This is a genomic window from Kribbella sp. NPDC020701 (assembly GCF_055562215.1).
Map to the genome: position 1 here is coordinate 1 of NZ_JBVHFT010000024.1, position 13,218 is coordinate 13,218.

The 13,218-nt window shown below is 67.2% G+C and carries 12 protein-coding genes; 8 read left to right on the plus strand and 4 right to left on the minus strand.

Annotation, left to right across the window (positions count from 1 at the left end; translation table 11 throughout):
* The 3 genes from ACZ3HV_RS39130 to ACZ3HV_RS39140 all read left to right on the plus strand — a co-directional run.
* Window positions 1-1,435, plus strand: a 1,435-nt coding sequence (locus ACZ3HV_RS39130; RefSeq protein ID WP_465692259.1) for a sulfatase-like hydrolase/transferase, incomplete at its 5' end; no start/stop codon positions are given.
* Window positions 1,432-3,384 (plus strand): TRIC cation channel family protein, encoded by a 1,953-nt coding sequence (locus ACZ3HV_RS39135; protein WP_465692261.1) that lies wholly within the window; start codon window positions 1,432-1,434, stop codon window positions 3,382-3,384. The genes ACZ3HV_RS39130 and ACZ3HV_RS39135, both read left to right, overlap by 4 nt.
* A 948-nt stretch (window positions 3,385-4,332) precedes the next feature.
* Entirely contained in the window at window positions 4,333-6,279 is a 1,947-nt protein-coding gene (locus ACZ3HV_RS39140) for a hypothetical protein (RefSeq protein WP_465692263.1), read from the plus strand.
* A 432-nt stretch (window positions 6,280-6,711) separates the two neighbouring features.
* Here ACZ3HV_RS39140 and ACZ3HV_RS39145 read toward each other — a convergent pair whose 3' ends face one another.
* Window positions 6,712-7,380 carry a Type 1 glutamine amidotransferase-like domain-containing protein gene (locus ACZ3HV_RS39145; RefSeq protein WP_465692265.1) on the minus strand — a complete coding sequence of 223 codons (669 nt, stop codon included), beginning with the start codon at window positions 7,378-7,380 and terminating at the stop codon, window positions 6,712-6,714.
* Between the two features lie 239 nt (window positions 7,381-7,619).
* On the opposite strand from ACZ3HV_RS39145, the gene ACZ3HV_RS39150 reads away from it, so the two are divergent.
* Complete coding sequence (locus tag ACZ3HV_RS39150) at window positions 7,620-7,937, plus strand: hypothetical protein (protein ID WP_465692267.1); 318 nt, start codon at window positions 7,620-7,622, stop codon at window positions 7,935-7,937.
* Between the two features lie 128 nt (window positions 7,938-8,065).
* Window positions 8,066-8,287, plus strand: coding sequence for a hypothetical protein (locus ACZ3HV_RS39155; protein ID WP_465692269.1), 222 nt, complete (start codon window positions 8,066-8,068; stop codon window positions 8,285-8,287).
* Here ACZ3HV_RS39155 and ACZ3HV_RS39160 read toward each other — a convergent pair.
* The 3 genes from ACZ3HV_RS39160 to ACZ3HV_RS39170 all read right to left on the minus strand — a co-directional run bounded on the left by ACZ3HV_RS39160 (window position 8,269) and on the right by ACZ3HV_RS39170 (window position 10,523).
* Entirely contained in the window at window positions 8,269-8,652 is a 384-nt protein-coding gene (locus ACZ3HV_RS39160; RefSeq protein ID WP_465692271.1) for a VOC family protein, read from the minus strand. The genes ACZ3HV_RS39155 and ACZ3HV_RS39160 overlap by 19 nt on opposite strands.
* Before the next feature lie 114 nt (window positions 8,653-8,766).
* Window positions 8,767-9,504: a DUF6069 family protein gene (locus tag ACZ3HV_RS39165; protein WP_465692273.1), complete on the minus strand. Its 738-nt coding sequence runs from the start codon at window positions 9,502-9,504 to the stop codon at window positions 8,767-8,769.
* A gap of 5 nt (window positions 9,505-9,509) precedes the next feature.
* Window positions 9,510-10,523, minus strand: a complete 1,014-nt coding sequence (locus ACZ3HV_RS39170) for an RNA polymerase subunit sigma-70 (protein ID WP_465692275.1) — start codon at window positions 10,521-10,523, stop codon at window positions 9,510-9,512.
* A gap of 239 nt (window positions 10,524-10,762) precedes the next feature.
* On the opposite strand from ACZ3HV_RS39170, the gene ACZ3HV_RS39175 reads away from it, so the two are divergent.
* The 3 genes from ACZ3HV_RS39175 (at window position 10,763) to ACZ3HV_RS39185 (ending at window position 13,208) form a co-directional block, all read left to right on the plus strand.
* The gene (locus tag ACZ3HV_RS39175; protein WP_360367101.1) at window positions 10,763-11,137 is read left to right on the plus strand and encodes an alpha-isopropylmalate synthase regulatory domain-containing protein; all 375 of its coding nucleotides are present in this window, start codon (window positions 10,763-10,765) and stop codon (window positions 11,135-11,137) included.
* A gap of 168 nt (window positions 11,138-11,305) precedes the next feature.
* Window positions 11,306-12,064, plus strand: coding sequence for an MBL fold metallo-hydrolase (locus ACZ3HV_RS39180; RefSeq protein ID WP_465692277.1), 759 nt, complete (start codon window positions 11,306-11,308; stop codon window positions 12,062-12,064).
* Window positions 12,065-12,155: 91 nt separating this feature from the next.
* Window positions 12,156-13,208: a DUF4241 domain-containing protein gene (locus ACZ3HV_RS39185; protein WP_465692279.1), complete on the plus strand. Its 1,053-nt coding sequence runs from the start codon at window positions 12,156-12,158 to the stop codon at window positions 13,206-13,208.
* Window positions 13,209-13,218 lie beyond the last annotated feature (10 nt).

Genomic DNA, 13,218 nt, shown 5'->3' on the forward strand with positions numbered 1-13,218 from the left:
TGCCCTGGCCGGTGAGGGTCTGAAGTTGTTGAACTTCAACGTCGAGGCGCAGTGCACGCCGAGCCGGTCGGCCTTGCTGACCGGGCGGCATGCGATCCGCTCAGGCACCCAGACGGTGGATCTCAGCGGCGGGCCTGATGGGATGACGCGGTGGGAGGTCACGATCGCCCAGGCGCTGTCCGACGCGGGGTACGCCACGGGGATGTGGGGCAAGTGGCACCTGGGCAGCGACCCTGAGGCGCGAAGCCCGGTGGACTTCGGGTTCGACGAGGCCGTGTGGAGCCCACGGACCGCCGATGAGGTGCTGTGGACCATGCAGTCCTATTTCCCGGACGGCCCGGTGACCGCCACCCCGTACGCCGGGCAGGCGCAGATCCCACTCCGGGCGGAGCCGATCTACTCGCGGAAGAAGGGCGAGAAGCCCGAGACCATCTCGGACTACGACGCCGAGTTCCGGGCCGGTTTCGACCGCAAGATCACCGAGTGGGCCTGTGACTTCATGACCCGCTCCCAGGAGGCGGGCAAGCCGTTCTACGTCTACCTGCCCTACACGCAGGTCCACATCCCGCCGATCCCGGACCCGGAGTACGCGGGTAAGACCAAGCGGGGTAACTGGGCCGACATCCTGACTCAGATGGACGACTTCACCGGTGTGATTCTCGACAAGCTCGACGAGCTGGGGATCGCCGGGGACACGATCGTGGTGTGGGCCTCCGACAACGGCGCCGACACCACTTACCGCTTCCCGGTGGCCGACCCGGATCCGCTCGGCGGTCAGTGGAGCGGATTCTCGGGACCGTGGCGCGGGGGTCTGTTCACCGCGCTGGAGGGTTCCAACCGGGCGCCGTGCATGGTGCGGTGGCCGGGCAAGGTCCCTCCGGGCAGGGTCAGCAATGAACTGGTGCACGAGGTGGACTTCTTCACGACGCTGGTGAAGGCCGGTGGCGGCACCGTGCCGGGTGATCGGCAGATCGATGGCATGGACATGGCCGGCTTGCTGCTGGGTGATGCCGAGGAATCGGGCCGCGACATGGTTCTGTGCCTGCAGGGCAACCGGCTGCAGGCGGCGAAATGGCGTCAGTGGAAGGTTCATCTCTTCAAGCAGGACGACTTCTACTCCACGTGGTCCCCGAACAACGTGCCGATCCTCTACAACCTGGAGTGGGATCCGCGTGAGGAGCATCCGGTCGACTTCCCGCATGCCTGGGTGCTGCACCCGGTCGCCGCGGCGGCCGGGGCGTTCCTGAAGTCACTGGTGGTGGAGCCGCCGATCAAGCCGGGCACACCGGACCCGTACGTGCCTCCCCAGCCCGGTGAGCTGCTTCCGCAGACACACCTGCAGATCGGTCCCATCGTGCAGTACATCACCACGCTGGTCAGGTCTCATGACGCGCTTCCCGACCCCAGCCACGGGATCGAGCACCAGTCCGGATGAGCGGCGGCCCGGCAGGCGCAGTCCCCGCGAGACCATCGGGGGATGGCAGCGCGGCCGCCGAGCTGTGCGTTCTGCTGGCGTGCTTCGCCGGGGAGAAGCGGGCCGCGCAGATCCGCAGCCAGTTGGACAAGCTCATCGCCGGTGGCGGAGACACTGTCCTGGACCAGGTGGTCGTCAAGGTCGACGCCAAGCACAAGGTGGTGGTGTATGACCCGCGCCGAACTCTGGCCGGCACCCTGACGTCGGCGCTGACGTGGGGCATCTTCGGCCTGCTCGCCGGGGGCCTGGAAGGCCTGGGGGTCTGGGCGGTGCTCGGAGCCGTCTGCGGCGGCTTGTACGCCTATTACACCGAGCACCTGCTGGCAAAGGACGAGCTCAAGCGCATCGGCGGGCGCCTGCCGGGCAACTCCTCCGCCGTTGTGGCGTTCGTCCGGGTGACCGATCCCCGGCGCGTCCTTTCGGCCACCGCCTCCTTCGAGCCCTCGACCGCGAGCGCGGCGGCCATCGGAGCGGACCTGTCCGCGCGGGCCTACAGCGGCGCGTCGAACCCGCTGGAGACCTCGGCCGCGCCGACGGCACCGACGGTGGCCGCGGACCAGGCGGCCGAACTGAGCATGCTGCTGGTTCGGTTCGCCGGTGAGCACGGAGCCCAGCAGGCCCTGGGCAAGTCCGGCTCCGCCGGCCACCAGGACCAGAAAGCGCCGCAGGTCGAGCTGGTCATCGAGGCGAACGAGCACGGCCGGCGGCGGGTGATCGATCCCACCACTGGGTCCGCCGCCTTCGCGAAAAGCGACACGATCAGCTGGGGGCTCTTCGGTCTGGTGTGGGGCGTCATCGTCGGCTTCATCGGCAACGGCGGGGTTCTCGGCGCGATCGACAGCGGACTGGTCACCGGCATCCTGTGGGCCCTGTTCGGCGTCGTCGCCGGGGCCCTGTACGGCCTATGGGCGGGACGCGGGCTGTCCGCCCGGCGGCTGAAGGGCCTGGGCGCGTTCGTGCCGCCCGGCACCTCGCTTGTGCTGGCCTGGGCGGAAGGCCCGCCCAGCCAGGAAACGATCGAGCGGTGGGCCGCGCCCGGGACGCAGCGACTGATCCTGCGCTTCAACCCGGCGGGGCCCCGGCGCTGTGATGGAGGTTGTCGGATCATGAGCATCGACCTCGGAGTCCTCGCCGCCGGGATCGACTATGGCGGCTGGAAATTCACCGGCAATTTCGTCTTGATCGACCTGATCGCTGCCTCGACCAACGCGCTCAACGGCGCGCTGCTGGCCCGCCGGCCTGATCACTACCGCAACTTCACCATCGTCGGGATCCTCCTCATGGCGCTGTTCGGCGGCCTCGGCGGCGGAATCACCCGCGACGTGCTCCTGAACAAGATTCCAGGCGCGTTCACCAACCCCGCCTACATCACGGTGTGCCTGATCGCCGGGATCATCGGCTACGAACTCGCCTTCGCCCAAGGGCAGCTGTTCCGCGAGGGCCTGTTCCAGTTCATGACCTCGTTCTCGCTGCCCTGGTACGCGATCGCCGGCGCCCAGGCCGCGGTAACCGCCGGGCTGCCGGTCATCGGCATCCTGGCCATCGCGGTGATCGGGCCCACCGCGGGGCGCTACTACATCGACATCACCAGCGGGGTCCCACCGAAGCAGTTCATCCGCGGCGAGTGGTTCGTGTCTATCGCGCTCCTCACGGGGGCCGTCTGGCTCGTTTGCTACGCCGTGGGACTGGGGACCTGGGCCTCGGCCGGGATCTCCTTCGTCATCGGCTTCACCCTCCGCCTGATCGCCCTGTACCGGGGCTGGGAAGAGCCGCTGGCCAAGGAGCCGGTCGGCGTCTACCAGCACTCCGACGGCCGACCGTTGCTCGGACGCAAGCTCAAGGGCAAGTCGGTACGGGAGATGAAGGACCTCGGACTCACGGTCAGTAAGCCAGGACAGATCGAAGAATGAGGGTCACCGCAGCACGATGCCATGGCTGCAGTAGGGCAGTCATGCTTAGCAGTCGCATCAGGCCCTACCCGGTGAGCCCGCGCGGGAGGCAAACCGGGAGGCAACGACCGCACACCAGGCCGGACGCGGATGGACGTCGGTGGACGCGATTCCAAGGTCGTCGAAGCGTCCACATCACGGCGGAAATCCATGGCATGGAAGAGCACAGGGGTCTCAATCCGCTAAGCTCCACCGCAGGTCAGAGGACTCCCGTCTCTTCTAGTTGACGGGCCTGACGACGATGCAGGCAGCCAGTGATGTCCTGGCGCCCATGAGAGACGATGCAGAGCTATTCGGAGATGGTGCTGAAAACGGGCTCATCGGACATCGTCTGACCCTGGCCCCGCGCGACTCGAAACTAAAGGAGCCGCCTGAGACATCGTCAGGTTACTCATGACCCAGGCGCCGTAGTCCGCGCTGTCCGATGGCTACCCTGCGCTTGGACTACCCCCATCAGCGGCATGTCCGGACGTTGTGTCCACCGTGTCAATCCGGAACTGGAACGGCGCCGCTGCATCAATCGCGGCGAGAGGACACGACCTTACCGCTGCCATGAGCGGCCACTCGAGGTGTCGCTCCCATCGTTCCCGGTGGGCTCCTGCAGACCTGTCCCGTTGTCGCATCGACGAAGTCGGCCGATGGCACTGCCCAGCGTCGGTCCCATGGGCTCGCGTATCTCACGCTGCCGTTCCGTGCTCCTTCATATTGAAGGAGAAGCCATGAACACTGATGACCCGTTCAAGGAATCGGCGGTGGACGAGGACGAGTTCGATGTCGTCCATGAGGCGGTGATTGCCGGCGGCGAGTTGTCCGGTACGACGGTCATGAGGGTAGTTCCGGCAAGAACTAGCCAGCATCGATGGGCCAAGGCGCCGTCCGGGCCGCGCCGTTCGGAGAGGTGGTCAGGTCATGAGTTTCGTGAACGTCCTCGACATCGCAAACGCTGCCAATACCAATCCCGACACCGTTGTCGACTGGACCAGCCTCTTTAAGGACGCCATCAAGAAGGCTGTCGACGAGGGGCACGCCGGCGTTCTGGTGCCCGCGCGGGCGGCGCCGTACCCCTTCACCGACTCGGGGAACGCCAACATGAGCATCGACCTCCGTGGGGTGCACGACTTCGTGCTGATGGGGGAGGGGCCTGGTAGCGTCCTCGCGATGGTCGGCCCAGGGTCGTGGCGGCTCATCCACATTGGCGACGCGACCGACGTCGTCGTACGAGACCTCTGTCTCGACGGTTCCAAGGCCGAGAAGCTTGACGAGCACGACGATCAGTTGCACCTTGTCGTGATCGGTGCCTCGATCAAGCGACGTGAGGGGGCCCGGCGCATCTCGATCATCGACTGCACCCTTCGGCAGGCCGTGAGCGACGGCGTGGCGATCGCGCCAGAGTCATCGGCCGACCCGCGGCACGAGTTCTCCGACATCATGATCTCCGGTTGCCACTTCCTGGGAAACCGTCGCTCCGGGGTCAGCAACCAGCGCCTCGCCAAGAAGGTGTCGATCCTGCACAACCGGTTCGAGGGAACAAGCGACCAGGACATCGACATGGAGCCCTCCGGCGGCCTTCCAGACGCCGGCCCGTCGGGCTACCTCATCCTGGGGAACACGATGGTTCGCGACAGTCTGAGTGTGAGCGTGACCTTGTCCGGAATCTCGCCGGAGGCGCGCTCGAGGGTGAACACCTTCGCGTACAACCAGATCCTCGGCGGTCAGCTCGGCGTCCACAACGCCCAAGACCTGGCGATCGTCGGCAACTACATCGAGATCGGACCGGGAGTGAAAGGGACCGTCGTGCGCCTGTCCGGTGCCATCGAACGGTTGCTCTTTGCAGACAACAGCGTGGTCCGTCCGGAGAACGCGGCAAGAGGCACACTGATGAACCTTTCGTCGAGACCGACGGACTATGCCTTGTCGGGAGGGGATCCAGAGGTCATCGACGTCGAGACTGACACTCTTACCCACACTGGGCACCGGCTGCAGACGGGTGCGGGACCGATACTCGCCTCGGTCGAAGCCGGCGGCACGTTGCCGGGGGGTCTGCACGAGGGAGTCGACTACTGGGCGATCAAGGTCGATCCGAACCAATTCCAGCTCGATCTCAACCCACAAAGCGAGCTAGCTCCGCAGGCGGTGGGCATCACGAGCCTCGGATCCAAGACCTTGCACCTCCTCCGTCATGGCTTCCCCCGCACGGTGAACATCTCCCGGAACCGCTTCTCCACCTTCCGCCCAGCTCGCGAAGGTGAGGCACTCATCACCATCACCAATGCCTCGACGGTCAGCTTCCGTGACAACGACGTGGCGTCGTACGCGGGCGTCGAAATCCCTGTGGCCCTCAAGTTCGAGTCGATCCACGAGGTCTACAAGCGCCAGGTTGCCGGCTGGGACGTGGTCGGCAACCGGTTCCGGGGGATCGCCAAGCTGCCGCCCCGATTCCGGGACCTGCCCATCGGGCCCTTCGACACCTGCGTGAGCATGACGGCCGGCTCCGACACTGTGGGCAACGTCCGCGTCGCCGACAACACGTTCTCCGGGTGCCGGAATCAGCTTCTGCTGCAAGCAAATGCGGCGACCGACCTTCTCCCGGCGGGTCACTTCGTCCGCGCGCCCCACGTCACCGGCAACATCGGCGAAGGAGGTCTGGTCCTCAACGGCGTCCCCGCCATCCTTGTCAGCGGCAACTTGGCGGAAGGGGCGCCTGGCGGCGCCCACTTCTGCGGCCCCGGCGAGCCGGGGTTCGCCGCCCCCGTCAGCAGCCTGTACTCGCGCACCGGCCCGGAACCAGGCCCGCGTCTCTGGATCAACACCGACGGCGACACAGCTTGGAAGGCCCTCGTCGTCGCTGGCCCCTAGCCTCGAGATTCACATCGCCGCGGGCGACTACTCGCACTCGGTCACCTATCCAGCCGGCAGTAGGGCTCGAGTTGCGCGCGTTCGACGTACCAGGTGACGAGCGCACAGCGTCCGCGGGGTCCCACAAGTCAGGTCACAGCCACAGCATCGGGCGCCGGCCCGCGGGATGGTCCGCGATGTCACCCTCCGACTCCGAGACGGCAACCACATCCCTGTCCGGACTGAAGGCCGGCCTGGTCGACGCGGGCCTTGGACCGGGAGGACCAGGCGGGAGTCGTAACGTCCGCCGGTGTGGATGATGTGGCGGCCGTGCTTCGGCCGATGCGGTTGATGTCGATCTCAAGACCCTCGAGCACGCCCCACGGCGCGCAAATATTGCCGGCGTCGTCCGTCACCGGACGGGCGCTGGGACAGTCCGAAGCAGGTGGGCGGCTATGCGGGGAAGGCCTTCCAGTGGCCTTCGGAGATGACCTCGACGGTGCCGTCGGTCACTTTGATGGCGGTCTGGTCGTCGATGGCGTATGCGGGACCTGCGATGTCGGCGGCCCATTTTTCCGCGTCGGCCATGGTGTTCCCGGGCATGAGCTCGTGGTCCAGGTGCGGGTAGATCGAGAAGTCGACGATCCCGAGCGTGCGGTCGTCCGGCGCAGAAGGCCAGTTGACGAAGTCGTTGCCGATCCGCGGTGTCATCACCATGCTGCCGGCACTGAGCCCTACCCAGACCGTCTCGGGCAGCGACGAGATGACCTCCGACAGCCCTGACTCCCGCATCCAGTGGCACAGGTACGTCGCGTCGCCGCCGTCCACCAGCAGTACGTCGGCCTCTCGGACCCACGGCACCCACCGCTCCTCGCCGATGCTGGGCAGCGCGGTGAGCTCCAGGACGCCCAAGGACGCCCAGCCCAGGCTGGTCATCATGTGCCACGGAGGATCGCCGGCGACGAAGCTTCGCACAGAGGCAGGCCCTAGCATCGGGTGGCCCCACTGCGCCGTGGGGATGCAGAGCGCACGGGAGTCGGAGATCGGCTTGCCCAGCAGGTCGGCCAGCGCATCGCGGATGCTGCTGTTCGTCACGCCTCCCGATGTGAGTAGGAGCTTCACGACGCCTCCCGCGTCATGTGCGACGGATTCGTGGGGCATGTAGACCGTGCGTACGTCATCGCCTGGCTCCTTGTCTTAGCGCCCTCGATTGGCCGCCATTCACCTGTTCGACGAACGCTACGTTCCGGATCCGACACCCTGCCAGAAGATTTCGGCGGGCGTCCGCATGCGCGCACTGTCATCCGCGCGAGAGCCGAGCAACGGAGGCCATCATCATGGCGCATCGGTAGGGTACACAGGTGACCGACCGTGTGAACGTTGACGAGGACGGAGTCTGGCTGACCGATTCCGGTAGGAGGTTTGGCTACCCCTGGTCGGAGGTGACGGGGGCGGGCATCTCCGTGTTGCTGCTGCCGCCGGACGACAAGCGCCTCATCACCGTGGAGGTTGACCATGTCAGTGGCGATTTCCTGTCGATCACCGATGGCGTAGAAGGATTCAAGGAAGCAGTTGAGGCTCTCCTGGCGCGGAGCGAAGGCGAGCCGCCAAACCTGGCGACACTCTCCCCGGAGAGCACTGTCACTATCGCGTTAGTCGGCGAATCTCCCTCGGCGTAGGCACCTATCGCCACTTTGACGGCGCACGAGCATGGCCAGTCGGGACATCCTCACATCGGCAGTTCCGCACTTCACGGTCGGCGGCATGTACGTGCGTTGCGCGCCTGAGGTCGTGAGAACATCTCGCCGTGCTTGAGGAGGCTGACGACGGCTTGAGGCTCGCGCTGCGATGGAGCAGCGGGGATCGCTGGGCGCGCATGGAGCTTGTGCCGCGGTTTGCCTACCGCGACCTGTCGAATCCGTACCTGGCAGACGACGACATAGTCGTGTTCACCGTCCGGCTCTCGGGGCCTGGCCTTATGGCTGAAGTCTCGGTGTTGAGGCTCCGAGGTCAGCTGCCGCTGCCGTAGGGGCGGGTGATGATCTCTAGCCAGTGGCCGTCGGGGCCCTCCCAGTAGAGGCCGCGGCCGCCGTCTGCGTGGTTGATCTCTTGTGGTTGGCGCTTGAAGGGGTCTGCCCACCACTGCCGGCCGTCGTCCCGCAGGCGACCGAGGATCTGGTCGAACTCCTCCTCACTCACAAGGAAGGCGTAGTGCTGGCCGCGGATCTGGCCCTCGGTGTCCATGAAGTCCAGGCTCGCCGCGTTGTCCAACTTCAGCTCGGCGAACGGGCCGTACGCTCTCGCCTCCGGCAGACCGAGTACCTCGGCGACATCGCGAGCAGCGGACCATCGGTCCTTCACGTGCACAATCGTGTGGTTCAGCTCGATACTCATCGGGCTTCTCCTGGCGGGGTCCGGTTCTCAGTTGGTCACCACTCTGCACCTATGCCGATTGATCCGCGATCACGTCCGCCAGGTGATGCGCGACAGTCGCGGCGTACGGGATCGTCAAGCGGTCCGGATGCGGAGGCTCCTCGCGAGGGTGGGGATCATCACTGTCGCAGCAACGAGATGTAGTCCGAGGAGGGCGGTGATGGTGGCGGTGTTCGCCCCGGAGAGAAGGGGCGGGACGAACGAGATCGCGGTCAGCGACACTGTCGTCCACAGGAATCGCTGGGCGGGGCGAGCGCTCCAACGAAGAAGAGCGACGGCAATAACGACGCCCACGACCGAGAAGAAGCCGGTCACCACGGCGAAGCCGGCCAACGGGATCGATTCGCCACCGTCGGGGACCTCGAAGTCGACGCCAACGGCCTGGGCAAGCGCAGCGGCGAGGGTGGTGGCCGCCATCGCTGCGAGCGTGGCGATGAAGCCTGTGCCGGCGAGCCCGCGGAGTCGGTGGGTGTGGCTGGTCTGGCCCGATGCCGGGCCTGCGACGACCTCGCTGTTTTTGATGCTGTTCATGTCGTTCCTCCACCATTCGGTAACTGGCGTACGGGGTGTGTTGACGGTCCTTGCTCTGGGCGTGACGATGCGCACCCTCGCCGTGCAACGGCCGGGGTTCCGCAGGGCGCGGACGCCGGTGCCGCGGAGCCAGAACCCGGCGTCGCGTCCGAGGACCGGCCCGGGCTCGCCGTCGCGCAGCTCCAGCTGCACCCGCCCGCGGGTGACGACGCCGAACGCGTCGTACCACTCCGCGGCGACCACCGCGACACGCTCGCCGCCGCGCAGCGCGAGCGTCCGCACCGGGACTACTCTGTGCCGTCCGCCGGCAGGCGCTCCGGCAGCCCGAGCCGTGAAAACTGGTCGGCGTGGAACGTGACGATTTCGCTGATGGCCCCGCCGGTGATGCGCAGGGCGTCGAGCGTCAGCGGCAGGTACGCGTCCTCCTGCTGCCGCCAGTGGTAGAAAGCGACAGCCGGCTGCCGGTTCACGGAGGTGGGTACGGCGCGCAGGCCCGTCATGCCCTCGAAGCCGCTCTCGATCCAGTACTTCACCACCGTGTCGCGGCCGACGTACAGGCCCGGCGTGGGTGGCATCGAGGATCGGACATCGTCCCGCACCATCGAGGCGAGCGCCGGGATGTCCGTGGCCACGCTGGCCTCGGTATAACGGCGTACCAGCTCGCGCGTCCCGGCGTCCTCCTCGCCGCCGGTCCAGTCCTGCCGCTCGGCGGGCAGGTGCTCCCGCAGGCCGGCGCGGGCCCGCTGCAGCGCGCTGTTCACGGAGTTGACGGAGTCCCCGAGGAGCTCCGCGACGTCCTTCGCCGGCCAGCCGAGTACGTCCCGCAGGATCAGCACGGCCCGCGGGCGCGGCGCGAGGTGCTGGACCGCGACCAGGTACGCCAGCTCGATCGTCTCCCGCGCGACGGCGACGGTCTCCGGCTCGTCCGCGTCGTCCGCGGGCAGCTCGTCGAGCAGCCGGTCCGGGTAGGGCTGCAGCCACAGCACCTCGCCGCCGGTCGCGGGCTCCGGGCGGCGCTCAGCGAGCAGGTCCAGGCAGGCGTTGGTGGCGATCCGGTACAGCCAGGCCCGGAACGTCGACCGCCCCTCGAAGGTCTCCCGCCGCCGCCAGGCACGCAGGAACGTCTCCTGCACGGTGTCCTCGGCGTCCTGGAACGACCCGAGCATCCGGTAGCAGTGCACGTGCAGCTCTCGGCGGTGCCGCTCCGCCAGCCCCGAGAACGCCGGCTCATCGACCTCGCCCAGCCCGCTCCCGCCCAGACCGTTCACGCCCAGCTCCTCCAGCCGCGTTTCCGCACTCATAACGTCATCCTTCCGTCTCGTCGTGTCGCGTTGTAGGTATGACGGGGGCGGGCGCGGTAACTCATCACTCGGGTCGGTCGGCACGGCTGATCCAGTGACGGCTCCTCGGCGATCAACCGGCTGTCGTCAGGTGGGGCCGTTCGCAGGTGGGAACGGTTAGGCTCCGGCTTAAGGGGCGGACGCAATATGCTTCGAGGACCGTACTGACCCTGGCTTTGCTGGACATCGAGGGGGATCGCATGACGGAGTCGTCCACCGGCTGGCAGCTCGACGGCATCACGTACTCCGGGGGTACGCAGGACGGGCCGCGCGCCAACGTGAAGCTCGCCCGGGCTGGGGAACAGGTGCACGCTGAGGGTTCCGGCACCGGGCTCGTCGACGCGGTGTGCCAGTCGATCTCGCAGGCGACGGGCGTGGAGGCGCGGGTCGTCGCGTTCCGGGCGTACTCGGTCGGCCCGGGCAGCGAGGCTGTCGGAGAGGTCGAGCTCGAGGTGGAGCTGCCGGGCCGCAGAGTTGCGGTACGGGCGTCGTCCACGGATGTCGTGGAGGCCGCCGGGCTCGCCCTCGTCGCGGCCCTCAACCAGTACAACGCGAAGCCGCCGGCACGGGGCTGAGTCCAGTGAGATGACCGTGGTCCCCTGAGCGCGAGCTCCGCGGGTTCCGCCGTCCGCTGCGGTGCGTGAGTCCCCGGACGGTGGCTCGGTCGGGCCTGCCGGTCCCGAATCCGGATCCGAAGGGCGTCGCTGCTCGCGTCGGATGGAGACGCCTGGCAAGGTGCACTCATGCTGAATGAGGTGGCCGACGGCGTCTGGGTGAGGCAGAGCGAGTGGGTCTGGAGCAATGCCGTCGTGGTGCGCGGGGAAGATGGCTTGGTCCTGGTCGATCCCGGTATCGATGGTTCCGATCTGAGCGAGCTCGCCGATGACGTGGACCGGCTCGGCATTGCGGTGGTCGCCGGGTTCTCTACCCATCCACACTGGGACCACCTGCTGTGGCATTCCCGGTTCGGCGACGTGCCGCGCTATGCCACCCCCGGCGGCGTCCAGGTTGCCAGTGAAGCCCGAGAGCGGGCGCAGGCGATGGCGGCGGAGAGCGCGTCGGGCATTCCTCTGGAGCTGATCGGGCTTCTCACCCCGCTGCCCACGGACGGGGGACCCGTGCCGGGCGAGATCATCGAGCATCAGGCGCACGCCATCGGCCACGCCGCGGTGCTCCTCGCGGACCGTGGCGTCCTGCTCGCCGGCGACATGCTCTCCGACGTCTTGATCCCGCTCCTCGACGCTCGCCGTCCCGATCAGGTGGGCGCCTATGAGACGGCACTCGACCGGCTCGGTGAGGCTGCCCGGCACGTCGATGTCCTGGTCCCCGGCCACGGGGCCGTTGCCGAGGGGCCCGAGGTGGCGGCCCGCCTGGCCGCCGATCAGGCCTACATCGACGCGCTGCGGCGAGGAGATGACCCGGTCGACGCGCGTCTGGCGCAAGACTGGCTCTCCGGCCCCCACCAGTCGAACCTGCAGCAGGCCCGCCACTCATCCGAATGAACTCCGGCGTCAGGATCGCCACCCGGTGAGCCTCCGATCGACGGCGACGTACCGGACGCTGTTGGCCTCTTCAGCTGAGTAGCCTCGGGCGATGATCGCCAACGCGCAGGCTCGTATCGAGGCCTTCATCGCAGACTTCCATCAGGCATGGGAGCGAGCAGGATGGGCCGGGACGGACTTCTCCTTGGATCCAGATTTCTCGGAGGCGTGGCGAGCCGAACTGGCCCAGTTGGTCGATTCCCACTGTCTGCGTGGCACGCAAACCGGCGAGGAAGGCGTCCTGTCCAGCCGTCCGGCACACAGTCCTGCGAGCGAATCCATCACCGAGGTCATCGGCCACGACGACCAAGCAAGCGTGCGATCGGTAGTCGAGGACGGTGGGCGGCGCAGGTACTTCGAGTACCGACTTGTGCTTCGTGAGGGGCAGTGGCGTATCGGCCGGATCCTGTCATTCCTTGATCCGCCGGGAGTCCTGCTGATCGACGAGGTCGAAGCCGAACGGCTGCTGAGCGCACCGCAGACCGAAGGCTCCCTCGAGGCGATCGACGCCGACCTCGAGTTGAACATCCCGAGCCTGTTCGTAGCCGGTCGTACGGTCGCACCGTTCGGCGAGCCGGCGACCCTCGATGTGCAGCGACTCGGGGACATCACCTGCCGCTCGGGTGTTCTGACCGTCCGCGACTTCGGCTACATCGGCTTCGACCACGAACCGCTCGCCCGGCGAGTGCCTGCTGGGACGTACCCGGTCGAGGTGGCCACGGTTGCGCAGACGAACGTCGCGCTGCGCCTTCGGCTCTCAGACCTCCCCGCAGCCACCTGGCAGCCCGCGAAATGCATAGATGGGACACACATCATCGGCGTTGACGCCGGCAATGTGGCAATTCTCGACCTGGCGAACCTCGTTCGCTGCGAGGCGCAGTGGGCCGAGGAGTTGTACGGCCGCCAGACCGAAGGACTCGAGGTCGCCCCAGGCACGACCTTCAGTCTGCTCGGCGACGTGACCGATTCGGCCATGGCTACCAGCGGCTACGGGGACGGCGCATATCCGTGTTACTGGGGTGTCGCCACCGACGGCACGCTGGTCGCCCTCGTAGTCGACTTTCTCGTCCTCGCCGAGGACAAAGAGCCGACCGTGACGGTGTGACCTGGCTGAC